A 21,761-nucleotide genomic window follows, 5' to 3' on the forward strand; every position below is an offset into this window, starting at 1 on the left:
TGTTTTTTTGTCCCACCTCCCCTATACTTTGGCAAACTGCTTTAAAGCGCTTTTTAAGGTTTATTGGATTTATTCAGATATTGGCTCATTTGGAATTATCATGGCACACCATCAACTCATCATCCTAGGCTCAGGTCCTGCTGGCTATTCAGCAGCCGTCTATGCCGCTCGTGCAAATCTCAATCCCGTCATCATTACTGGCTTGACTGTCGGCGGGCAACTGACCACCACCACCGAGATTGATAATTGGCCAGGTGGTCGCCATGGTCTGACCGGTACAGCACTGGTCGAAGAAATGAAAGAACATGCCGAACGCTTTGGCACACAGCTCATCTACGACCACATTTCTAGCGTGGATTTAACCAATCGTCCCTTCACTTTAAATGGTGGCAGTGGCAGTTATACTTGTGATGCACTCATCATCGCTACAGGGGCAACTGCTCAGTATCTAGGATTAGAAAGCGAAGCCAAATTCATGGGGAAAGGGGTATCAGCCTGTGCTACTTGTGATGGATTTTTTTATAAAAATCAAAAAGTGGTCGTCATTGGCGGTGGCAACACTGCTGTTGAAGAAGCATTGTATCTATCTAACATTGCAAGCCATGTAACACTCGTGCATCGCCGTGATAGCCTGCGTGCCGAAAAAATCATGCAAGACCAACTGTTTGAGAAAGTCAAAAACGGCAACATCTCTATTGAGTGGAATAGCTCCGTCAAAGAAGTCGTAGGCGACGAGATGGGCGTAACAGGCGTTATCATTGAAAACACTGATGGCACTACCAAGCAACTAGACGCAATGGGCATGTTCGTTGCCATCGGACATAAGCCAAATACCGCCATCTTTGATGGTCAACTCACCATGAAAGATGGCTATATCGTGGTAAACAGTGGACTAAATGGTAATGCCACTGCCACCAGCGTATCAGGGGTGTTTGCTGCAGGTGATGTTGCTGACCACATCTACCGCCAAGCCATCACATCGGCAGGTACAGGCTGTATGGCAGCCCTTGATGCCGAAAAATACCTAGATGGCTTGTGATTACCGACATCTTAATCACTAACAAATAACCAAAAAAGGCGTGTTTTTTAACTCGCCTTTTTAGTGATTCTAAGCACACCAATTTTGTGTTATTATTTTAAAGTCTTAATATCGCCAGTCAAACCAACCCAACGATGACCTCCATGCACCTCCCAAGCCTTGCTGACTTACACGCCATTGCTGATCGCTCTGCCTTTGATTTTAATAGCGTGGTAGATATGGCTGATGAAAATGGTTTTGTGGGTACAGGGGCAGACTTATCCACCGCCACCCTGCTCAATGCCTACCGCACAGGGGTATTTCCTTGGTATTCAGATGGCGACCCTATTTGTTGGTGGTGTCCGCCCACTCGCTGTGTGCTATACCCAGATGAATTCTACCCAACAAAATCACTCATTCGCACCGCCAAAAAGAATGCTTGGCAAATCAGCACCAACCTTGCTTTTAGGCAAGTTATGCGTGCCTGTGCAGCTCCAAGAAGCTATACTAACGACACTTGGATAAACGATGAGATGCTAGATGCCTATGCACGCTTACATGAACTTGGTGTGGCAATCAGCGTAGAGATTTGGGAAGGTGTACCAAAAGACAGTGAGCTGATTGGCGGACTGTATGGCTTGCAGTTTGGGGCAATATTCTGTAGCGAGAGTATATTTCATACTCGCACCGATGCCTCCAAGATTGCTTTTTGGGCAATGACGATATTGGCAAAACAAGCAGATGTTAAACTGATTGATTGCCAACTTGAAAACCCCCATCTAATCAGCCTTGGGGCATATTTGATTAAAAAATCTGATTTTCTTGATAGGCTTACCACCTTAAACCACACCGACACACCCCATATGACAGGAAGTATGGCGGTCAACGACTTAGTAACACTCATAACAACGCAATAAAAAAACGCACTTCTTAGGCAATAAAATCTGCAGTGGTTATTTACTTTTTGGTCTTAGTAACCATCACCAATCCACTCCTATCGCCTCACTACACACATAAGCACTCGCCCAAGCCCATGCGAAGTTAAAACCACCCAAATGCCCTGTTACATCAAGTACTTCACCAATAAAATACAGCCTATTGCATAATTTGCTCTCCATTGTCTTGCCCTTAACCTCATCAGTACTCACACCACCACGAGTAACCTCCGCCACACGATAGCCTTCTGTGCCTGAAGGCTTAATCTGCCATGCGTTGATGCGTTTAGCAATATCAATTAAGTCCTTATCTTTAATATTAGCCAGCTCAATATCGCAAAATTTCTCCCAAAAGATGGCTTGTAGTACCATTAACAGCTTTTTTGGAAAATGTAGTGCAAGCACGGTACGAATGTGCTGTTTTGGACACATCTTTTTGGCGGCAATCAACAACTCCGATACATCACAAGATGGCAACAAATCAATGCCAATCATCTCGCCCAACTGCCAATAATTTGATAACTGTAGCATGGCAGGCCCTGACAACCCACGATGAGTAAAGAGCATGGGTAGCTGAAAGCTCGCCTTATCATTAAAAGCAGTAACCTCAAGGCTAAGTCCTGCTAACGCCTTCATCAACTCACCCAACTGGTCAGTAAAGGTAAATGGCACAAGTGAAGCCTGAGTAGGCATAATCGTATGTCCAAACTGCGTGGCGACTTGATAACCAAAGCCACTTGCCCCTAGAGTTGGAATCGACAACCCTCCTGTGGCAATCACCAACGAACGGCAACCAATTTCATAAGATTTACCAGCTTTTGTCGATACGCTCAGATGAAAGTCATCACAATCAGTGTCTTTTTTAATGTTTTGTATTGCTGTGTTTAAGCGAATCTCCACGCCTGCCGTGCTACATTCATTAAGCAGTAGATTTAAAATATCTTTAGACGAATTATCACAAAACAGCTCACCCCGTGCCTTTTCGTGGTAGGTGATGCCATGTTTTTCCACCAATTTAATAAAATCATCACTCGTATAACGACTAAGGGCAGATTTGACAAAGTGGCGATTTTGACCGATAAATTCATTAGCAGACACATGACGATTGATGAAGTTGCATCGCCCACCGCCCGACATGAGAATCTTTTTACCTGCTTTATTGGCATGGTCTAGTACCAGCACTCGCTTACCATAAAGTGCAGTCTGAAATGCACAAAACAATCCTGATGCCCCCGCTCCGATGACGACAACATCTATATATTCATCAGCCAACTTAGTCATGGCGATTGTCATTTGTGGTGCGTGTTAGCATATCGTATTTGGCATCGTACTCCAACTTTTCACGACGATAAATCTCAAACACACACATCTCCTCACAACCACTGTTGCAACATTCATCATCTTCTGGTGGCTCTGGTGGTGGCGGAATATCAATCATATCTGTCATGGGATTACCTTTAAAAATCATGAGAAGTTTTGTGCTTTTTTGTAGCTGGTACTTGTATTTTGATTGGCTTTTATTATAATTGAATTGACATAAAAACGCACCTACTGTCTTTTATCCACCGTCTTTTGTTGCGATCAGTAAGAGTTATAATGAACACACCCACCCAAGATGCCATCATCCAAGCCATGCAAACCCTCCTACCCACCCATCTGTCGCTTGAGAACGAAAGCCACAAACACGCAGGTTATTTTGAGGGCAAAGAAAGCCATTTTAAGCTAGTGGTAGTCAGTCAAGGTTTTATTGACAAACGCTTGATGGCAAGACATCAGATGGTGTATTTGGCAGTTCAACCACTTTTGATGGCAAATGGCGGTAGCATTCACGCACTCGCCATTCACGCCTATACACCAGATGAATGGGCAGCATTAGGTCGAGCCCCCAATAGCCCCAACTGTGCAGGACAACATCTACATTAACTTGAATGGATATTAACCTGTAAATAACCAACCATCTAAACCAAATAGATGTCACTACCGCCAACTCAGCAAATAACACTTATCGCCTTTTGAGTAATCAAAACCAACCACAAATATAAAATACCAACCATGAGAAAAATAAGCATTACTTGATGCCCGCCGCGAAAAATTTCGCCTATTTATGCAATAAATATCTTTTTGGTTTTGTTGCACTATGTGCAAGATAATTTCATTTTGACAAATTTCCTTATAAAAAATGCCCCAGTCTTACTTAGGGCATTTGCTTTTTTATCTTACTTAGTTATTGCAAAAATTTGATAATCTCCACCAGCTTATCCTCAATGTGGCGAATGACCAGCTTTTCGGCTTGGCTTTGTTTTTCAAAATCAAGGTTGATTTGGTGTTCTGCCAATTTTTCTTTGATGAGCTTAAAGTAGATGTCAATCATCGTGGTGTCGGTTGGTTCTTGGATGGTTTCATCTTGCTTGGTGCTTGCCTGAGCAATCAAGGCGTATTTCTTTAAACAAACATTCAATTCATCAAGATTTTGGATTTCAAAGTTTTCAATCACTTCATTGCACTCATCATCTTCCCAAACCGTCAAAAACATCTGCTTGTCAGTAACTTTACCAATCATCAAATAACAATTGACACCCCGAAACCAAAGCACACCATCGTCCATCTCGCAGTCAAAATCTACCACACCATACTCTTGGATAAAATTTGAAACCGTTTTAATGTCTAACATCACATTTACCTTTAACTTGTTGATTTATAAGGCACATACTGCCGTACTCATAGGGCGTAGTCCAGTCTTTTTGCAATGAATTTCCACTTTTTAAAACTTAACCAAAATATTATCCTCATAGCCAATTTGTGCGTTAATGCGAGCATTGATAACAATCCGCTCAAAGCCTCCAACCCTTTGCCAAGTGGGTGGCTCGTACTGCTCTACATAAGCCATATAATCCATCAACTCGCTTTTGGTAGAGCTAAAAAAGATAAAAGGTGGACGCACAAACTGCATAAGCCTTAAAAACTTCGTCATACCAAAATAGCCATGCTTGGCATAAGCCCCTTGTGCGGTACATAGATAAGGTGGGTCAAGCAACAGTAAACAATTTGGGGTGTCTTGGTATTTTTGTAACAGCTTTTCAAAATCTAGGCATTCAAGGATAAGCCCGTCAAGATAGCCATCTGCATTTGGATAATCAGTTTTGACAATGCGGTTGTAAAAGGTACTTTCGGCTAAAAATTCGTCCAAATTAGCAACTTGACGACCGCTAAACAACAGCCAACCTGCCAAGGTTTGCACATCAACAAAAGCCCCGTTGTCGGCACTTTTACGGATATGGTCTAGGACTTTGGCTTTGGCGGTGTTTGATAATTTCACGCTTCTTGGCTCGTCTTTTAAGATTTCAAACAGCTCTTGGCGTAAGCGATTGGTGGTGGGAATATGAGCCAAACGCTCGGCATAACCATCAAAGTCGTTATAAATGACGGTAGCTTTGGGCAAGATACGCTTGGCATTGTGAGCAAGTAGTCCAGAACCGCCGAAGACATCAAGCACTGCAAAGCCTTCGCCGTCATTTGGGACATTATCTTTTAAGATTTTTTCAAAGTGCCTTAAAAACATTCGCTTTTGCCCTGTGGAATGGCAAGGGAGCGGTTTTTTGGTGTTTGGTAGAAAGTGAATTGAGTGTCATAAACTTATCCTTTTAAAGTTAAAGGCGTTCAGGACACTCAAAGCGTTTGGATTGTTGGGATTTGGGTTAGGTTAGGAATAAAAAGCTGTCATCAAGTGGCTTGCGATAAATTGTGCGACTTGCGGACAGACGGCGTTTCCCGCAGCCCTAGCCTTACAAGCGTTGGTCTCATCCAATCCTTTGCAAAGCCCATCATCGACAGTCGTTCGCTCCCTGATAGCCATCTGACCCCATCCGTGGGCGACAGCGATGATATCGGCACAATTGATGTTGATGGCTGATGAGCCGACCCCTGCCAGTAGCGTATGGTGTGCATCCGCCCAGCTCGATTGCGATTCAGTCTTGCCAGAAATGCGTTCCACTGACCCCAAGTCAGCCATAAGGCTAAATGGTGGGTATTCTCCAAGACCTGCGACCAAGAATACTCTAAGGCGTTTTTGGGGGACTCCGAAATAACGGCTGTCCAGCACTCGCCAAAATCCCACATACCCGCATTGGGCAAGCGTTTCAATGACTGTTTGTAGGTCTTTGCCATCGTTGGAATTGATGAGACCTGTGACATTTTCAAGCACAACAAATCTTGGCTTAATTGCTTGGATAATACCGACAGCATCAAAGAACAAGCCTGTCCGCTGTCCGTGAAGTCCTGCTCTTTTGCCTGCCATTGACACATCTTGACAGGGGAAACCGCCGATGATGACATCGACACTTCCGCCATTTGGCAAGACTTGGAGTTTTGGCAAGCAGTCTCTAACATCGTCAAATTGCTTGGCGTGGGGGAAACGGTCTGACAAAACCGCTCGACAAATGGGGTCAATCTCCACTTGCCAACCGGTGTGAAAACCTGCGTTTTCAAATCCCAAGTCAAATCCGCCAATGCCAGCAAAGAGACTGCCGACACTGGGTTTGGATTTTGAGGATTGTTTTGGGTTAGGGGCGGATTGGGTTGGCTGGGGGTTGTTTTGAGCATTCATAGGCTTCCTTATTTAAAGGGTTATGATGCTCGTGGCATTCTTTGGTTTGTGTGTTAATTTGATTTAAAGTTTTGCAACGAGGGCATTTGATGGCAAAATTGCCTGTGCCAATGGCTAAAAGTTTTTTGCAATTTGTGCAATGCTGTTTCATTTTTTGCGTAATCCTATGGATTTTGTGGTAAAATAACACCGCTTAGCTAAGCAGGCGGTTCTTTGGGCTTACGCACTCACACTGCGTGGCTGGTATGGCGGTGGTCGCACACCGTCATACCGACCGTCTTTTCTTTTTTATCGTTTAATCTAAATCATCTTAACCTCCTTGCAAGCCTTGCAAATACACAGTTTTGCCGTTTCGTTTGGTGGCGGTTAAGATTTGATTTCTTTGACCTTTGCCGTCTTTTTTAAAGCCCAAATGCACCCATGCTCCATCACCTCTTTCTGGAAATTCCAAAATCAGCTGGTCAAAGGCAATCAAGCCCTTGTCTCGCATTTGGATGATTTCTTTGGCAAAAGCCACAGATGTAAAGCCTGTGGCATCACAATCCGCCGCCAGTCCAAAGCGATGAGCGGAAGTTTTTAAACCACCAACCAGTTTATTGACCTTTTCGCTACGAAAGCAAGAAGTTACGATGATGAATATGGGCTTTTGGTATTTGTCATTGAGATAAGCACGCACCTTTTCAAGCTGATGAGCGGTATAAGTGATATTGGCAAGATCGCTTTGGCTTGGGGTATTGGCGACCCCGTGCCGTCTGGCGGTTTCGCTTCTTGTCAGCTCACGGTAGCTAAAATGTGGCGTGATTTGGGTTAGGTGGTTACTTGGATTTGGCATTGATTTCTCCTAAATAAGACCAAAATTAGTTATCCAAAATGGATAAATGGCGAACAATCTCAGCAAGTTGGTTAGGGCTAAACCGAAAGCCTTGGTTTGAACCAAAGATGGCGTTATAGCACCACTCAGAACAAAAGAATTTATCTGCGTTTTGTGGTAGTCCTGCCACACAGCCCAACGCTCCCAAAAGGTCATAATCCGAGCCGTGATTTTGTCGGTAATAACGGGTAATTTGTTCGGGCGAAATGCCATCAAGGGCGATTAAGTCCCATTTATCAGGATTTAAGGGCATTATTTTGGTGCGGACACCACCTTCACGCACACTTGATGAATAGCATTCATAACGACCGTCAGGCAAGGCAATGGCAATCTCACAATGGCTGTATTTGCCACGAGTAAAAAAGCGAGTGATGCCATCGCATAGTCGGTGAGCGAGCTTATCGCCACGCCCACGGTAACAGGCAAGATAGACTTTATTCATTGGTTGCTCCTTGTTCATAAATAGCTGTCCAGCCCTTTGAATAATCGTATTCCAAGGGATTTTGTGCCTGCAACATTGCCAAACGGTGCTTTTCAGCATTGGCAAAGTCGGCTTGTTCGGCTTGCAGAATCGTCATCGCAAGCTCGGTCAAAAGTGCTTTGGTCATCGGCACAAAGCTGTTATCCATCGTTTTCCATGTCAAATCAGGCGGCAGCTCGGGCAAAATCTGCAAAGCCAAGTACTGCGTGCGAGAGCTGTCGTCCGTATGAAACCACTTTTTGACCGATTTGACATAAACCCCGCCACGAGTGATGGTGTGGCGTTTTTGTTTGATGGCTTCCCATGCATCTTGCTGTGCTTGGTTTTTATCAATAGATAACACCCACTTACCATTGATATATTGATGATAAATAGATGGTCGTTTAATGGCAGATAAATCCGCTAAGATGTGATAACCATCATTGATTTGTTCTAATAGCTTGGTGTGTTCATCTTTTGAGATTTCTACTAAATCATCAGGTAAGTCATGATATTCAAAACTGGTATCATAAAATGTTTGCTTACTTGGGCTAAACTTTATCATGTTAGTATCCTATTGCTAAAATAAAGAGAGTGTAATCATCTGTGGTCGTACTCGTGTTTATTACTTTTTTAAATATGCATTTGAGTATCCAATTGTGTTGTGTCCAAACAATATCTGCGATATAGCTACTGGCAGAGATATTGGGTTTGGCTACAAAGGCGTTTGTGCTTACCACTTTATTGGGAAACTGCACTGGCATTGTATAGGTATGCTCCAAAGAATCTAAGTTGTGGAGTCTGACATTTTTTGACACCCATTGGATAATCGTGCCATCTGGAAATTTCAAATAACCATTATCAGAGCGTAGTGATTGCACATTAAAATTAAAAGGAATGGTAATGTCTCTTGTGCCGTCAAATGCCACACCGTTGATGGTGCGTGGGGTTCTTAGTTTGGTTGCGGTAGCGGCGTTTTCTGTTTTACCCAGCTTGGTATCGTTTAGCACTTTACCTTGTGCGGCTGATAGTGATTGATCTGTCGCAGTCGATGATAAGGTGTTGTTGATTGTGCCATCGGTACGCATCCAGTCGGACCAGGTATTGTTTCTACTGTTGCGATAGCGTTCATAGGTCTCATTACTGTAATGCTTCTTAAAAATCTGTCTGCACCAGTTAGCGTTGCTATTGCCCCCTGCAATGACAATCAGATGACCGCTTGCGGACGGGACTGGTGCATTAGACATACTGCCTGATGAATTAAAGCTATAAATACCGTCATCTGTATAAGTGTCAAGGTCTCCTGTTGCTGTCTGCACCCGAAAATCTGTGATGCCATAGCCTACAAGCGTTGTTGGTTTGCTATCAATCTCTCTCCAATTGTGGCGGTGGTCAGCAGCTGCTTTGGTGTCATCAAAAATGGTAATATTGGCTGTACCATCAAACGCCACACCGTTAATGGTGCGTGCGGTTCTTAGTTTGGTTGCGGTAGCGGCGTTTTCTGTTTTACCCAGCTTGGTATCGTTTAGCACTTTACCTTGTGCGGCTGATAGTGATTGATCTGTCGCAGTCGATGATAAGGTGTTGTTGATTGTGCCATCGGTACGCATCCAGTCGGACCAGGTATTGTTTCTACTGTTGCGATAGCGTTCATAGGTCTCATTACTGTAATGCTTCTTAAAAATCTGTCTGCACCAGTTAGCGTTGCTATTGCCCCCTGCAATGACAATCAGATGACCGCTTGCGGACGGGACTGGTGCATTAGACATACTGCCTGATGAATTAAAGCTATAAATACCGTCATCTGTATAAGTGTCAAGGTCTCCTGTTGCTGTCTGCACCCGAAAATCTGTGATGCCATAGCCTACAAGCGTTGTTGGTTTGCTATCAATCTCTCTCCAATTGTGGCGGTGGTCAGCAGCTGCTTTGGTGTCATCAAAAATGGTAATATTGGCTGTACCATCAAACGCCACACCGTTAATGGTGCGTGCGGTTCTTAGTTTGGTTGCGGTAGCGGCGTTTTCTGTTTTACCCAGCTTGGTATCGTTTAGCACTTTACCTTGTGCGGCTGATAGCGGTTTGACCGTATCGGTGCTTGTTAGCGTATTGATGACTTCGTTGTGATTGATAAAATTATCCTGAGTCCATTTTTTGGTTGCATACACCAATGAATCATCTAGTGTAACGGTGACAACAGAAGCATTCTCTGCTGCGATGATGATGCGAATTGACATTTCACGAGTCACGCCATCATCTTGAGCAGGTTTGTAGGTTGCCGGAAATGAGCCGACAGCGATGAGCGTGCTGTCTGCATACAGCCCAATTTCTCGCACCGTATAGCCACCTGAGTCTGATGGAATAATGGCATTGATCTCAATCCAGTTGGCATTGGTTGGGTGGCGTTCGACACTATTGACGGCGATGCGATGGCGTTCATGCACCAGCTTAGTCTGCGTGGCGGTGGGTGTGATGTTTACATTGTTGCTATCGCCAACTGCCAAATGTGTGATATTGATACTTTCGTTTGAAGCGGCAGCGATGGCAAAGAGTGCTTTGCCATTGTTTGTCATGATTGTGTGATGGTTACTCATGTGCTCTCCTTTGGATAAACAATAATTTCATCGGCTGCCTGCATCACGACTGCCAGATACACATCGATGCGTGGGTTGAGTGTGATGGCAAGATTGGCAAGATGGCGACTGACTGGCTTGGCATCATTGACAAGTCTGTTAATCTCAACATAGACCGCTTCAGACAGCTCTCGTCCATAAGTGGATAGTTCTAGTGTGAATGAGCCAGCTGGTAGTGGTGGTTCTGTTTGCCACCACTCAACAAACTTTGCTTCATAACCAAAATCCGCCAAAATCCGCCGCACAGCGGCTCGTGTGCCTTTGAGCTGATGGTTGTAAAAAGATTTTTTAATCAGCTCTCGTTTTAGAGACGATTGCCAATCACTATCCCAGCTATCCACCGAGTATTGCCATGCGAGCAGTCCCAAAAATTCATCATCAACTTCATCAATGCGGTTTAGCGTATCGATATTGACATCAAGAAGGGTATTGTCTGCAAGTGTGTCAGTAATCTTATGCTCAAATTGCGTGGCGTTTGGTGGCAACAGATGATTTGGGCGTATCATTCAATACCTCCGATGGTAATGTTGATGGATTCACAATACGCCGCTTGCAATGCGTTGATGCTAATATCAGCTTTTGGTTCAATCAGCTCAATGCGTGCCACGCCATCAATGTGTAGGCAGTGATGAATGGCGGTGAGTCGTACTGAGCGGCCGATGCGGTTTTTGGCGTGCGTGTATGCTTGGGTTTTTGCGGTAGCGGTAGCAAGCACGGTGGTAGCTTCTGGGTCTTTGTCGATGTATAGTTTCGCCTCGATACGGTATCTGTGTATTTGTGCTGATTGTACGCTCACACGGTCAGCAATGGGGCGTACATTTTCGGCATTGACTGCATTGGCAACGATATTGACAAGCTCATCAGAAGCTTCACCTGTTTCGCTGTCGGTCTGTAAAATGGCAATATTAACCACAGCAGGGCTTGGGCTGGTTACTGCCACATCAGCAACACGACCATCGGCGGATAGTGCATGGTATTGATACGCAGCTTCTGGACCTGCGACAGACAGACGATCAAAGGCACGCTGAACACGAGAGCGGAACACTTCATCTGATTCATAGACGGCGGGACTGTCTTCAGTCGCTGGTGAGATCAGCAGGCGAATAACATTGAAATTAGCAGCGATGTGGTCAAGATCCGACCCTGTTGCATAAGCCAAAAGACAGGAGCGAGCGACAGTATTGATGCGATTGCGCAAGATAAGCTCACGATACGCATTTTCTTCCACAAACTTGGTTAATGGTTCGGACTCACGAGATAAAATCGCACGGATATTATCCTGCTCTTGCCCATAAAAACGAGCGATGAGAGCCTGTTTGCGACTCTCCAGAATCGTTTCATAGTTAAGCACTTCAATCATGTCTGGTTTGGCAAGCGTACTAAAATCCACACTCATATCTTATTTTCCTTAGAATCTTAGGCTGACATCTAGCACACCATCGCCACCAAGCTCGTTGAAGTGTGCGTATAGTTGTACTTCTAGTACGCCTTGGTCGATTTGACCGATACTGATGGACTCAATGATGACACGGTTTTCCCACCTTAAAATCGCACTATAAATCGCCGAATAGCACTGCAAAATCAACACATCATCAATCGGACGATCAATGAGTTCTGGCAACAGTGAGCCATATTCACGACGCATGACACGGCTACCAATGGGCGTGGTCAATATATCGCCGATGGATTGGCGAATTTGATTGATGTAGCTGATGACTTTACCGTTATCTTTGCTGATCATGGCATCGCTCCTGATGTCATCGCACCATCTCCTTGTTCACGGTGTTTGTGGTTTTGTAGGCTGATATTGCCAGCAATGACATCGCCTGTCGCTGTTACTGCACCGTTGATGGTTGCACCGCCACCGCCTGCTGTGCCACCAGCCAGACTACCAGAGATGGTCAGGTTGCCATTGATTTTTGTGTTGCCATTGATGGTTGCACCACCATTGGCGTTGATGGTTACGCCACCATTGGCGGTAATGACGGCTGTGCCACCATTGGGCAAAATCACATCTAGTGCGTGCGTTTTGGTGTCATAAGTGATGGTACAACCGTCTTCAAAATGCCGTGTTTTAATGTTTGGTTGGTTGCTTGGGGCAGGGTGCTTATCATGATAAATGCCTGTCAGTACAACCGCTTGCATCATCTCACCACTAGGGGCGAAGATAAGCACCTGCTCACCCACTGTGGGAGCATCCCAAGTTCTATCTGTGCCAGCTCGGGCGGTGATCCATGGTAGTGGGGCGGTAATGATGCCTGCACAATCGACAGTACAGCGTGCATCGGTGTGGTCCACACTGGCGACAGTGCCAAGTCGGATCAGATTCTCAAGTCGTCTTATGATATCGTGCATGGATTGAATTCCCCATTAAAGTTGGTTTTATATTACCAATCGTCATGAAGAGATTGGCATTTTTGGTGTTGTAGATTGCGGTTTTACAACACAAGCAGAGCGATTTTTGCTGTGCTTGTGGGTATGCTAGAGATGTTTTGATTTTGACCACCAAGGAGTCTATATGACCGATTACCACCATGGCGTCAAAGTGCTTGAGATTAACGAAGGCACACGCCCAATCAGAACCGTATCCACCGCGGTTATCGGACTGATTGGCACAGCATCAGATGCAGACGCCCAATTTTTCCCAGAAAATACTCCGGTGTTGATTACCAATATCCAGTCCGCCATTGGCAAGGCTGGAAAAGAAGGGACGCTTGCTAAGTCTCTACAAGCCATCGCCGACCAAACCAATGCGATGACAGTCGTGGTGCGTGTGCCCTATCATGAAGACGAGTCCGCTCAGACATCTGCGATTGTCGGCACGACCGAAAACGGCGTTTACACAGGCATGAAAGCGTTGTTGACCGCTGAAGCAAAATTGGGCATCAAGCCACGCATTTTAGGTGTTCCTGATTTAGATACGCCAGCGGTAGCAACGGCACTAGGTGCGATTGCCCAGCAGCTTAGAGCATTTGCTTATGTATCGGCACATGGTGCCAACACCAAAGAAGAGGCCAAAGCCTACCGAGACACGCACGGTAGTCGTGAGATGATGGTGATTTGGCCAAGCTTTCTGGCGTGGGACACCACCAAGAATACCAATGTGCCTGCTCCTGCGGTGGCTTATGCGTTGGGACTAAGAGCCAAACTTGATCAAGAGGTTGGTTGGCATAAGACCCTATCTAATGTGCCTGTCAATGGCGTAACTGGCATTTCAAAAGATGTCTATTTTCAGTTGCAATCATCAGCGACAGATGCAGGATATCTCAACGAAAACGAGGTAACCACACTGATTCAGCGAGACGGTTTTAGATTTTGGGGTTCTCGCACTTGTTCGGGCGATCCGCTATTTGCCTTTGAAAATTACACTCGCACGGCCCAAGTGCTTGCCGACACCATTACCGAAGCTCATATGTGGGCAGTGGATAAGCCACTACACCCAAGTCTTATCCGAGATATTATCGAAGGCATTAACGCCAAATTCCGTGACTTAAAAGCACAAGGCTACATCATTGACGGCTCATGCTGGTATGACCCAGAACTAAACGGCAAAGATACGCTCAAAGACGGTCATCTGCGTATTGATTATGACTATACGCCAGTGCCACCGCTGGAGAATTTGACTTTGCGTCAGCGTATCACTGACAGCTATCTGGCTGAGTTGGTCGCTCGTGTGAATGCGTAAAAAAGGAGATAAAAAATGGCATTACCCAAAAAATTAAAACTGATGAATCTTTTTAATGATGGCAACAGCTATCTTGGTCAGACGGGCGAAGTAACCTTGCCAAAACTTGGGAGAAAACTTGAAGACTGGCGTGGCGGTGGTATGAACGGCTCGGTCAAGGTGGATTTGGGTCTATCCGATGACATGACAGAATTTGAATGGAAGCTAGGCGGTATTGATAAGATTGTATTGGAACAATTCGGCTCGCCGACTGTATCTGGCGTGCCATTGCGTTTTGCAGGGTCTTATCAGCAAGACGACACAGGCGAAACCACCGCTGTGGAGATTGTGGTGCGTGGTCGCCATGAGGAGATTAACCTAGGCTCAGCCCAATCAGGCGAAGACACCGAGGTTGCCATTAAGACTATCTGGAGCTACTACAAGCTCACCATTGATGGCAAGGTCGTTATTGAGATTGATATCCCAAATATGATCGAGAAAGTCAATGGTAAAGATATGCTAGCAGCGCACCGCAAAAATATCGGTGCTTAAATTGAATTCACTTTTCACCAAAAAATAAGGATTAATCATGAATACCAAACAAATCACCCTAGCCCATGGCGTTAAACTTGGTGACAACACCATCACTGATATCACCATTACCAAGCCATTCGTCAGCCATCTAAAAGGCATCAGCCTTACCAAGCTGTTTAATTTTGAGGCTGAAGAGCTATTAAAACTTATCCCCCGTGTTACCACGCCAAGCATTCCACAGCCTGCCCTTGAACGCATGGAAATCAGCGATTTTATGGAGTTGGTCGGTGAGGTTTTGGGTTTTTTGGCGGACGAGAACACGGCTACCCCAAGCGAGTAGAAGAGGTGATTGCCAATCTGGCGGTGGTCTTTGGCTGGACGCTGTCAGATTGTGCAGACTTTACGCTTGATGAGCTGATGAGCTGGAATATTCTGGCGGTAGAGCGTCATCAGGTATCTTAAAAAACCCCCGCCAATCGGCGGGGTTTTGTGGTAAGGGGTTAAAAAAACAGGGTGTAAACAATGGCAGAAATACCCAAAACTTTAAGCAGGCTAAATGTTGAGCGTTTTTTGGCACGCTTAGCACTTTGTTCAGCCCACAATTGGCGTTTTTTTCCCCATCTTGTAAGCATTTGTCCGCTTTGGCAATCAGCTTTAGCGTGTCTTCCATTTGTTTTTGGCGGGCGATTTCTTCTGGGTGTAGTTGTTTTTTGAGAAGTTTGTCAAGTCTATCGGTCATCGTAAGCCCCCTAAGTTTGTTTTATCTTACCATTGTTTGAGTGAAAGTCAAGGATTGTAATGAGTGTATTATTTTTAAATATCAATTTTAAAGGCAATGACCAGCTTTCATCTGCTGTGAAGAAAATCAATACATCTGCCAAAAAGCTGACAAGTCAACTCAACGATACTCAAAAGAAGCTGACACAGCTTAGTAAGTTTCAGCTTGAGAATGACACATTCATCAAGCTTAAGGCGGATTTTGAACAAAACAGCCAAGCCTTAGACAACCACCGAAAAAAAGTAGCCGCCTTGCAACAACAGCTGTCCAAAGGCGGTGGCAAGCAGTTGGCACAAGAGCTAAAAAAAGCCGAATCAGAAACCAAAAAATTAGAAAATGCTGTCAGTCAAGGTAAAAGTAAACTTTTAGCCTATCGTCAAGAGTTAAATCAAGCAGGGTATCAAGGAAAAAGTTTTGCTGATGTGCAAAAAATCATAAAACGCAATGTTAATCGGGTATCTTTAGCACTTGAAAACCAAATATCTAAACAAAAAAGGCTAGAAAAAGCCGAACAGCGGTATGACAAAGCCAAAAATCTTTCTAATGGACTAAAAAACGCATCGGCAACCACCTTTGGTTGGGCTGCTAAAACAGGTATTGCATTGGCGATACCCACCAAACTTGCCATTGATGTTGAACAATCTATGGCAGATGTCGCCAAAGTGGTTGATGGGCTGAAGATTAATGGCAAGGTTACCCAAGAATATCATCAGTTTGAAGCACAGATGACTCAGATGTCAAACCGTCTGGGTAAGCGTTTTTTTGATGTTGCTGCCATTGTTGCAGGTGGTGCTCAAGGTGGTATTGCCAAAAATGAGCTGATGCAGTTTGCTGAATCTGCCTCCAAAATTTCGGTGGCGTGGGATATGGCAGCAGGGGACGTGGGGCAATCTCTTGCAGAGCTGCGTTCTACGCTTACGCTGTCGCAGAATGATGTGGAGCATCTAGCCGACCAAATCAACTATCTGGGCAACAACTCAACCAACAACGCCACCCATATCCTAGAAGTGGTACAAAGAGTTAGTTCGGTCGGTGCTGCTGCTGGTGTCTCTGGCGAGCTGATCGCAGCAATGGGAGCGTCATTGTCCGGCATCGACCCATCATCTGCCAGTACAGGTCTAAAAAACATCATCAAATCACTCACCAAAGGAGATTCTGCAACCAAATCTCAAAAAAAGGCTTGGTTGGCTTTGGGGACGACTGCCGAAAAAATGGCGGTAGATATGCTCAAAGATCCAGAAAAAGCCATCAAAAAATATCTTGAGATGCTTGGCAGACTGCCTAAAGAGCAGCGTTTGGCATATGCCGGTATGATCAGTGGCGATGAAGCCTTGCCTGTGCTAGCACAGATGATGAACAATCCTACCAAATTTCAAAGTTATGCATCCGACCTAAAAGATAACAATAAAGTCGGTGGCTCGGTTGATACCGAATATGATTCTGCTGTCTCAACGACGGCTTTTAGGATTGAACAGGCTAAGGTGAAGATGCAAAACTTCGGCAAGGATTTTGGCAAGCATTTGTTGCCAATCTTGGCGGACCTTGCAGATCGTGTCTCAACCGTGATGGATAAGATAAGCGAATTGGCAAGCACTCACCCAAATATCTTTGAAGGTTTAGCAAAGGCGGCAGCGGCAGCGGTAGCACTTTTGGGGGCATTGGCACTGTTAGCAGGGACGGCAAGTTTGGTTCTTATGCCATTTTTTTCGCTGAATCTATTTTTGGCGAATTTATCTGGGGGCGCGGTAACACTAGGGACAATTTTTGCTAAATTTGCCATTATTTTAAAGCCTTTGTCAGGGGTGTTTGGCTTTGTCAAAACCGCCATTTTTGGGGTGGGCAAGGCGTTTTTGACACTAGGCAGACTCATGCTGACCAACCCCATCATCGCCATCATGGCAGCGATTGCGGTGGCGGCTTATCTCATCTATGCCAATTGGGATAAGGTTGTAGGAGCGGTCGCTGGTGCGGTCAATGTATTTAAGAGTATTGTTAGTACGATTGACGATATCTTTACCCAAAATCCTATTTTAAATTTTATCATCCCCATCATTGGCATACCACGCATGATTATTGCCAACTGGGATAGCATCAGCACCTTTTTTAGTACGCTTTGGGGCGATATTCAGACGACCGCCAAGAGTGCTTGGAATGGCTTGGTTGATATTTTCCGTAACAATGCGATTTTAGACGCCTTCAAGTCGGCATTTCATACCGCCATGGATTTTCTATCAGGCTTGGTCGAGTCAATGCGTAACATTGGGTCGAACATCTATGCCAATTGGGATAAGGTTGTAGGAGCGGTCGCTGGTGCGGTCAATGTATTTAAGAGTATTGTTAGTACGATTGACGATATCTTTACCCAAAATCCTATTTTAAATTTTATCATCCCCATCATTGGCATACCACGCATGATTATTGCCAACTGGGATAGCATCAGCACCTTTTTTAGTACGCTTTGGGGCGATATTCAGACGACCGCCAAGAGTGCTTGGAATGGCTTGGTTGATATTTTCCGTAACAATGCGATTTTAGACGCCTTCAAGTCGGCATTTCATACCGCCATGGATTTTCTATCAGGCTTGGTCGAGTCAATGCGTAACATTGGGTCGAACATCATTGATGGTCTGATTGCTGGTATTAAGGCAGGATTTGAGCGACTAAAAGGCTTATGGCAGAAAGTCAATTCATACATGCCAAACTTTTCACGAAAAAGCATGGACATTCACAGTCCAAGTCGTGTCATGCGTACAATCGGTGGTCATATCATGGACGGCATGACAGTGGGGATTGAACGCCGATTTGCGACACTCAAAAAGACCTATGGGACGGTAATGGATTATCTTGGTAGTCCAAACACCGCCCATCCTGCCATCAAAATGGTGCAAACCGTGGGTAAGTCGCTCGGCTCGGACAATGCCACTGGCGATTTGGTGCGTATGGTTGCACCAAAATTGAGCACAAATCCTCTGGTTGGTATGGCATTAGACCATCTGCCTAAGCTCATGAGTCGCAATAACGCTCAGATGCCAAAGCCTGCTCATGTGACACCCATCAAATCTGCCAATGCAGTTACCATGGGGGCTGGCACATCATCAGCGGGCGTATCGCATACCAGCACAAGCAACATTACAATCAATATCCAAGCAACATCTGGCATGGATACTCACGCCTTAGCCAGACAGGTGCGAGATGAGCTAGAGCGGTACGAGCAAGCCAAAGCCGCCAAGCACCGTGCCAGATTAACCGATTAACCGCAATTAGGAGATGAAATTATGATGATGATTATTGGCATGTTCGTATTTTGTATCAGCACCGCTGCTTATCAACAGCTTGTCCAAAAGACCGAATGGCGACACGCATCGAACAGCCGTATCGGTACATTGCCAGCGTATCAGTTTTTGGGGCGTGGCGAAAACAATATGACGCTATCAGGCTCTATCGTCCCTGAATTTGGCAATCAAAAATCACTGATTCAATTATCCGAAATGGCAGACAAGGGCAAAGCCTACCCACTCATTTGTGGCAATGGGCGGGTGTGGGGTCAATATGTGATTGAATCCATCAGTGAGACGCACAGCATATTCTTCAAAAATGGCACGGCAAGAAAAGTGGAGTTTACCATCGAGTTAAAACAAATCAGCACACCAAAAACCTTTAAGGATAACACCCTGCGTGCGGTCGGTGGTGCAGCATTGCAGACGGCTGCCACTTATGGCGTGGATACCAGCAAGGTGATTGGTATGGCAGATGATTATGGGCTTGATATTGGTCAAAGTCAAATCTAGATAAGGAAAACAGCATGAATCCGATAGCGAACTTACGCATTGATGCACTCAAACAGCAGGGAAAAACCGTTCTACAAGCGGGGGCAGACTTTGCCACACTAGCAAGCGATCGTATGTCTGATATGCTAGAGCGTAGTTATCCACAACCGCTTTGGTCTGTATTAGTGAATGGACAAAGTATGACAGATGGCATTCATTCACGGCTCATCAGCTTGACGCTGACAGACAACAGGGGGCTTTTGGCAGATACGCTAGAAATTAGCCTATCTGATCACGACGGCACACTTGCCATTCCGCCAAAAGGGGCGTTGATTGAGCTTTATTTGGGCTGGCATACAACAGCCATGGTCTATAAAGGCTCTTTTATTGTCAATGAAATCACCCATCAAGGCACACCAGACACCCTAAGCATCCGAGCCATGTCAGCTGACCTAAAAGAGACAATCAGACAAAAAAAAGAACGCAGTTTTGCAAAAACCACGCTGGATAAAATCGTCCAAAAAATCGCACATGAACATAACTTGACCGCCAAAATCCACCCAGACCTTGCCAAAAAAGACATTTATCATCTTGACCAAAACGAATCAGACATTAGTCTTTTAACACGGCTTGCCACAGAGTTTGATGCCACCGCAATGGTCAAAGATGACATTTTACTGATGATGCCACTTGGCGTGCATGAGAGCGTATCAGGCGAGCCACTGCCTACGATGGTCATCACACGCACACTAGGCGACCGCCACAGATATACTGAGAATGCAGACAGCATATCAGGCGTACGAGCTCATTTTTATGATATCGCCAAAAAAGACAAAGTACCGGTGCTGGTCGGCACAGAAGATGACAGCGTGCATGAGATACGCTATGTGCATCGAGACAAAAAGAGTGCCACCAATGCAGCGTTGGCGGTTTATAAGCGAGCACGCCGAGACACCGCACGACTCAGCTACAAGCTGGCACACGGAGAACCCTTACTCATGCCACAGATGCCGGCGATGGTGATTGGCATTAAAGATAGTATTGATGCGATGGATTGGACGCTGACGAATGTCGTGCATCATCTAGATGATGGGGGTTATACCTGTAGCATTGAATGCGAGCGTCTGCTGGCTGAGCATGATGAAGCCAATCCACCGATTACTATCGGTCGAAAAACCAAGCCCAAAAACCCAAAATCTAAACAGGGGCGAAAAGCGCGAGAGCAGAAAAAACAAGCTCGCGCCAAAGCCAAAAAATAGCCATTTTTCCCCTTAGTTCTTAATCATCGGTGGTATAATTAACAAAAAAATAAGGAGCTAAATCATGTCTTGGATCTGTCCACATTGCAAACAAAAAACCATCCGCATTCGCACCAGTCGCAACGAACACATTTTGCTGCGCCGCCTCTGGGTGCAGTGCCAAAACCTATCCTGTGGCTGGGCAGGCACATACAACTGCGAATGCGATGGCGAGCTGTCGCCATCTGCCACCCCAGACCCTGCCATCAAATTACCGCAGGGCAGACGACCACCCAGTAATGACAGCACACCAGATATGTTCGATGAGTTGGCAGAGTGGGCTTAGGTCTGCCATTCTTTCTTATCGTTGATATGCTCGCCCAATGAAAGCATAGGCTTCATCGGTGATGACTTGGCGGTCGTATTTGCCATGATGAGCCATTCGCTGTTCAGCCAAGGCATCATAAACCAGTGCCCTTGAACGCTTGAGATTGGCTAGCGTTTGCCCTGCTCGGGTGATGACAGATGAGATGGCATCTAGGTCTTCACACAGACGCTCGTATTCTATCATGCCCACAGTACGCCAAAAGGCATTATTCCTAGCGTGTGTGTCGTCATGGCTACCACTTAGCGTCAGACGATGCACATACTCTACCGCCTTTGGTAAGTCATCAAGGGCAATCTCATCAATACCACCAACGCCCATATACTGATGCACCATACGATAGGCTTCATCATACCCCAAGCCTTTTTTACCGACAAGGGCAGAAATGGCTTGGCGTAGGGCGGTGCGGTCGTCGGTGGTGGTTTTGGCTAGGCAAGGAATCGCTCCTGTATTAAGAGCCTTAAACGCTCGGATTACCATTAGATTAAATTTGGCACTAATCCACATCGCATAGGCACAGACCAGTTCTTCACAAGCATAAGTACCACTTTTTGCACCGTCTGAACGGTTGCCCTTAATGGTATGGTAAGCCACTTTGTTTTCAAGCTCAATTTCTGAAATCAAGTCTTGCGTTTGCTGATTGCGTAAAAAGCGACTCGGCTCGTGTTTTGGTTCGTTACCACTTGCTTTATGTAGGTCAGTTAGAGAGAAAAAGCCGTTTTTGTCTTGGCTGATGGTGTGATTTGAGATGACTAGATTTGTCATAGTGATACCTTTGAGTTTAGTTAGTGAATATTACCCAATAGGGTAACGGGTCTCAACTACCGCTCAAAGACGGCTGGGGCTATTTCCTTTGCAGGTATTGTATTTACCCCTAT

Annotated in this window: 26 protein-coding genes; 11 read left to right on the forward strand and 15 right to left on the reverse strand. The window is 45.4% G+C overall.

The genetic code is table 11. The features are described 5' to 3' along the window. Positions 1–97 precede the first annotated feature (97 nt). Together trxB and aat are read left to right on the forward strand one after the other, a co-directional pair. Positions 98–1,039 carry a thioredoxin-disulfide reductase gene (gene trxB, locus ACERC6_RS08700; RefSeq protein ID WP_373628773.1) on the forward strand — a complete coding sequence of 314 codons (942 nt, stop codon included), beginning with the start codon at positions 98–100 and terminating at the stop codon, positions 1,037–1,039. Positions 1,040–1,182: 143 nt separating this feature from the next. Then, complete coding sequence (aat, locus tag ACERC6_RS08705) at positions 1,183–1,935, forward strand: leucyl/phenylalanyl-tRNA--protein transferase (RefSeq protein WP_373628734.1); 753 nt, start codon at positions 1,183–1,185, stop codon at positions 1,933–1,935. Between the two features lie 63 nt (positions 1,936–1,998). Here aat and ACERC6_RS08710 read toward each other — a convergent pair whose 3' ends face one another. Both ACERC6_RS08710 and ACERC6_RS08715 read right to left on the reverse strand, forming a co-directional pair. Then, positions 1,999–3,234, reverse strand: a complete 1,236-nt coding sequence (locus ACERC6_RS08710; RefSeq protein WP_373628735.1) for an NAD(P)/FAD-dependent oxidoreductase — start codon at positions 3,232–3,234, stop codon at positions 1,999–2,001. Further along, positions 3,227–3,400: an oxidoreductase-like domain-containing protein gene (locus ACERC6_RS08715; protein ID WP_284673878.1), complete on the reverse strand. Its 174-nt coding sequence runs from the start codon at positions 3,398–3,400 to the stop codon at positions 3,227–3,229. Before ACERC6_RS08715 ends, ACERC6_RS08710 begins: the two co-directional genes overlap by 8 nt. 149 nt (positions 3,401–3,549) lie before the next feature. Here ACERC6_RS08715 and ACERC6_RS08720 point away from each other — a divergent pair, with 149 nt between their 5' ends. Then, positions 3,550–3,876 (forward strand): BolA family protein, encoded by a 327-nt coding sequence (locus ACERC6_RS08720; protein WP_373628736.1) that lies wholly within the window; start codon positions 3,550–3,552, stop codon positions 3,874–3,876. A gap of 301 nt (positions 3,877–4,177) precedes the next feature. Here ACERC6_RS08720 and ACERC6_RS08725 read toward each other — a convergent pair whose 3' ends face one another. The 12 genes from ACERC6_RS08725 to ACERC6_RS08780 all read right to left on the reverse strand — a co-directional run bounded on the left by ACERC6_RS08725 (position 4,178) and on the right by ACERC6_RS08780 (position 12,872). Continuing rightward, positions 4,178–4,624, reverse strand: a complete 447-nt coding sequence (locus ACERC6_RS08725) for a hypothetical protein (protein WP_373628737.1) — start codon at positions 4,622–4,624, stop codon at positions 4,178–4,180. 90 nt (positions 4,625–4,714) lie between these two features. Then, a complete protein-coding gene (locus ACERC6_RS08730; RefSeq protein ID WP_373628738.1) occupies positions 4,715–5,512 on the reverse strand; it encodes a DNA adenine methylase in 798 nt (265 codons plus the stop codon). Positions 5,513–5,653: 141 nt separating this feature from the next. Next, positions 5,654–6,556, reverse strand: a complete 903-nt coding sequence (locus tag ACERC6_RS08735; RefSeq protein WP_373630518.1) for a DNA cytosine methyltransferase — start codon at positions 6,554–6,556, stop codon at positions 5,654–5,656. After that, positions 6,513–6,707, reverse strand: a complete 195-nt coding sequence (locus ACERC6_RS08740; RefSeq protein ID WP_373628740.1) for a Com family DNA-binding transcriptional regulator — start codon at positions 6,705–6,707, stop codon at positions 6,513–6,515. The genes ACERC6_RS08735 and ACERC6_RS08740 overlap by 44 nt, the downstream gene beginning before the upstream one ends. 159 nt (positions 6,708–6,866) lie before the next feature. Continuing rightward, positions 6,867–7,388, reverse strand: a complete 522-nt coding sequence (locus ACERC6_RS08745; protein WP_373628741.1) for a D-Ala-D-Ala carboxypeptidase family metallohydrolase — start codon at positions 7,386–7,388, stop codon at positions 6,867–6,869. Between the two features lie 25 nt (positions 7,389–7,413). After that, on the reverse strand, positions 7,414–7,869 hold the full coding sequence (locus tag ACERC6_RS08750; RefSeq protein ID WP_373628742.1) for an enoyl-CoA hydratase: 456 nt from the start codon (positions 7,867–7,869) through the stop codon (positions 7,414–7,416). Continuing rightward, positions 7,862–8,452, reverse strand: a complete 591-nt coding sequence (locus ACERC6_RS08755; RefSeq protein ID WP_373628743.1) for a DUF4376 domain-containing protein — start codon at positions 8,450–8,452, stop codon at positions 7,862–7,864. Before ACERC6_RS08755 ends, ACERC6_RS08750 begins: the two co-directional genes overlap by 8 nt. A 1-nt stretch (position 8,453) precedes the next feature. Next, positions 8,454–10,478, reverse strand: a complete 2,025-nt coding sequence (locus ACERC6_RS08760) for a phage tail protein (protein ID WP_373630519.1) — start codon at positions 10,476–10,478, stop codon at positions 8,454–8,456. After that, positions 10,475–11,023: a phage tail protein I gene (locus ACERC6_RS08765; protein WP_373628746.1), complete on the reverse strand. Its 549-nt coding sequence runs from the start codon at positions 11,021–11,023 to the stop codon at positions 10,475–10,477. Before ACERC6_RS08765 ends, ACERC6_RS08760 begins: the two co-directional genes overlap by 4 nt. Continuing rightward, the gene (locus ACERC6_RS08770) at positions 11,020–11,913 is read right to left on the reverse strand and encodes a baseplate J/gp47 family protein (RefSeq protein WP_373628747.1); all 894 of its coding nucleotides are present in this window, start codon (positions 11,911–11,913) and stop codon (positions 11,020–11,022) included. The genes ACERC6_RS08765 and ACERC6_RS08770 overlap by 4 nt, the downstream gene beginning before the upstream one ends. A 12-nt stretch (positions 11,914–11,925) precedes the next feature. Then, positions 11,926–12,258 carry a GPW/gp25 family protein gene (locus ACERC6_RS08775; protein WP_284673091.1) on the reverse strand — a complete coding sequence of 111 codons (333 nt, stop codon included), beginning with the start codon at positions 12,256–12,258 and terminating at the stop codon, positions 11,926–11,928. After that, positions 12,255–12,872 carry a phage baseplate assembly protein V gene (locus tag ACERC6_RS08780; protein WP_373628749.1) on the reverse strand — a complete coding sequence of 206 codons (618 nt, stop codon included), beginning with the start codon at positions 12,870–12,872 and terminating at the stop codon, positions 12,255–12,257. Before ACERC6_RS08780 ends, ACERC6_RS08775 begins: the two co-directional genes overlap by 4 nt. Positions 12,873–13,035: 163 nt before the next feature. Between ACERC6_RS08780 and ACERC6_RS08785 the strand changes: the two genes are divergently transcribed. From ACERC6_RS08785 to ACERC6_RS08820, 8 genes are all read left to right on the forward strand, one after another. Then, complete coding sequence (locus ACERC6_RS08785; RefSeq protein WP_373628750.1) at positions 13,036–14,202, forward strand: phage tail sheath protein; 1,167 nt, start codon at positions 13,036–13,038, stop codon at positions 14,200–14,202. A 15-nt stretch (positions 14,203–14,217) separates the two neighbouring features. Next, positions 14,218–14,733 (forward strand): phage major tail tube protein, encoded by a 516-nt coding sequence (locus ACERC6_RS08790; protein WP_284673088.1) that lies wholly within the window; start codon positions 14,218–14,220, stop codon positions 14,731–14,733. A gap of 37 nt (positions 14,734–14,770) precedes the next feature. Further along, positions 14,771–15,055 carry a phage tail assembly protein gene (locus ACERC6_RS08795; RefSeq protein WP_284673087.1) on the forward strand — a complete coding sequence of 95 codons (285 nt, stop codon included), beginning with the start codon at positions 14,771–14,773 and terminating at the stop codon, positions 15,053–15,055. Between the two features lie 23 nt (positions 15,056–15,078). Then, a complete protein-coding gene (locus ACERC6_RS08800; RefSeq protein WP_373628774.1) occupies positions 15,079–15,177 on the forward strand; it encodes a GpE family phage tail protein in 99 nt (32 codons plus the stop codon). A gap of 336 nt (positions 15,178–15,513) precedes the next feature. Continuing rightward, positions 15,514–18,747 (forward strand): phage tail tape measure protein, encoded by a 3,234-nt coding sequence (locus ACERC6_RS08805; protein ID WP_373630520.1) that lies wholly within the window; start codon positions 15,514–15,516, stop codon positions 18,745–18,747. A gap of 21 nt (positions 18,748–18,768) precedes the next feature. Continuing rightward, positions 18,769–19,281, forward strand: coding sequence for a phage tail protein (locus ACERC6_RS08810; RefSeq protein WP_284673083.1), 513 nt, complete (start codon positions 18,769–18,771; stop codon positions 19,279–19,281). 14 nt (positions 19,282–19,295) lie between these two features. Beyond that, positions 19,296–20,519, forward strand: a complete 1,224-nt coding sequence (locus tag ACERC6_RS08815; RefSeq protein ID WP_373628752.1) for a DNA primase — start codon at positions 19,296–19,298, stop codon at positions 20,517–20,519. A 64-nt stretch (positions 20,520–20,583) separates the two neighbouring features. Then, positions 20,584–20,844 (forward strand): ogr/Delta-like zinc finger family protein, encoded by a 261-nt coding sequence (locus ACERC6_RS08820; RefSeq protein WP_373628753.1) that lies wholly within the window; start codon positions 20,584–20,586, stop codon positions 20,842–20,844. A 15-nt stretch (positions 20,845–20,859) separates the two neighbouring features. Here the strand turns inward: ACERC6_RS08820 and ACERC6_RS08825 are convergent, their stop codons facing one another. Then, positions 20,860–21,648, reverse strand: a complete 789-nt coding sequence (locus ACERC6_RS08825) for a KilA-N domain-containing protein (RefSeq protein WP_373628754.1) — start codon at positions 21,646–21,648, stop codon at positions 20,860–20,862. Positions 21,649–21,761 lie beyond the last annotated feature (113 nt).

It is taken from the genome of Moraxella sp. E33BD, assembly GCF_041807865.1.
GTDB classification, from domain to species: Bacteria; Pseudomonadota; Gammaproteobacteria; order Pseudomonadales; family Moraxellaceae; genus Moraxella; species Moraxella haemolytica.

Coding starts and splice junctions, on each gene's coding strand:
- aat (WP_373628734.1), top strand. CDS start 1,183: ATGCACCTCCCAAGCCTTGCTGACTTACACGCCATTGCTGATCGCTCT.
- ACERC6_RS08710 (WP_373628735.1), bottom strand. CDS start 3,234: ATGACTAAGTTGGCTGATGAATATATAGATGTTGTCGTCATCGGAGCG.
- ACERC6_RS08715 (WP_284673878.1), bottom strand. CDS start 3,400: ATGACAGATATGATTGATATTCCGCCACCACCAGAGCCACCAGAAGAT.
- ACERC6_RS08720 (WP_373628736.1), top strand. CDS start 3,550: ATGAACACACCCACCCAAGATGCCATCATCCAAGCCATGCAAACCCTC.
- ACERC6_RS08725 (WP_373628737.1), bottom strand. CDS start 4,624: ATGTTAGACATTAAAACGGTTTCAAATTTTATCCAAGAGTATGGTGTG.
- ACERC6_RS08730 (WP_373628738.1), bottom strand. CDS start 5,512: ATGTTTTTAAGGCACTTTGAAAAAATCTTAAAAGATAATGTCCCAAAT.
- ACERC6_RS08735 (WP_373630518.1), bottom strand. CDS start 6,556: ATGAATGCTCAAAACAACCCCCAGCCAACCCAATCCGCCCCTAACCCA.
- ACERC6_RS08740 (WP_373628740.1), bottom strand. CDS start 6,707: ATGAAACAGCATTGCACAAATTGCAAAAAACTTTTAGCCATTGGCACA.
- ACERC6_RS08745 (WP_373628741.1), bottom strand. CDS start 7,388: ATGCCAAATCCAAGTAACCACCTAACCCAAATCACGCCACATTTTAGC.
- ACERC6_RS08750 (WP_373628742.1), bottom strand. CDS start 7,869: ATGAATAAAGTCTATCTTGCCTGTTACCGTGGGCGTGGCGATAAGCTC.
- ACERC6_RS08755 (WP_373628743.1), bottom strand. CDS start 8,452: ATGATAAAGTTTAGCCCAAGTAAGCAAACATTTTATGATACCAGTTTT.
- ACERC6_RS08760 (WP_373630519.1), bottom strand. CDS start 10,478: ATGAGTAACCATCACACAATCATGACAAACAATGGCAAAGCACTCTTT.
- ACERC6_RS08765 (WP_373628746.1), bottom strand. CDS start 11,023: ATGATACGCCCAAATCATCTGTTGCCACCAAACGCCACGCAATTTGAG.
- ACERC6_RS08770 (WP_373628747.1), bottom strand. CDS start 11,913: ATGAGTGTGGATTTTAGTACGCTTGCCAAACCAGACATGATTGAAGTG.
- ACERC6_RS08775 (WP_284673091.1), bottom strand. CDS start 12,258: ATGATCAGCAAAGATAACGGTAAAGTCATCAGCTACATCAATCAAATT.
- ACERC6_RS08780 (WP_373628749.1), bottom strand. CDS start 12,872: ATGCACGATATCATAAGACGACTTGAGAATCTGATCCGACTTGGCACT.
- ACERC6_RS08785 (WP_373628750.1), top strand. CDS start 13,036: ATGACCGATTACCACCATGGCGTCAAAGTGCTTGAGATTAACGAAGGC.
- ACERC6_RS08790 (WP_284673088.1), top strand. CDS start 14,218: ATGGCATTACCCAAAAAATTAAAACTGATGAATCTTTTTAATGATGGC.
- ACERC6_RS08795 (WP_284673087.1), top strand. CDS start 14,771: ATGAATACCAAACAAATCACCCTAGCCCATGGCGTTAAACTTGGTGAC.
- ACERC6_RS08805 (WP_373630520.1), top strand. CDS start 15,514: ATGAGTGTATTATTTTTAAATATCAATTTTAAAGGCAATGACCAGCTT.
- ACERC6_RS08810 (WP_284673083.1), top strand. CDS start 18,769: ATGATGATGATTATTGGCATGTTCGTATTTTGTATCAGCACCGCTGCT.
- ACERC6_RS08815 (WP_373628752.1), top strand. CDS start 19,296: ATGAATCCGATAGCGAACTTACGCATTGATGCACTCAAACAGCAGGGA.
- ACERC6_RS08820 (WP_373628753.1), top strand. CDS start 20,584: ATGTCTTGGATCTGTCCACATTGCAAACAAAAAACCATCCGCATTCGC.
- ACERC6_RS08825 (WP_373628754.1), bottom strand. CDS start 21,648: ATGACAAATCTAGTCATCTCAAATCACACCATCAGCCAAGACAAAAAC.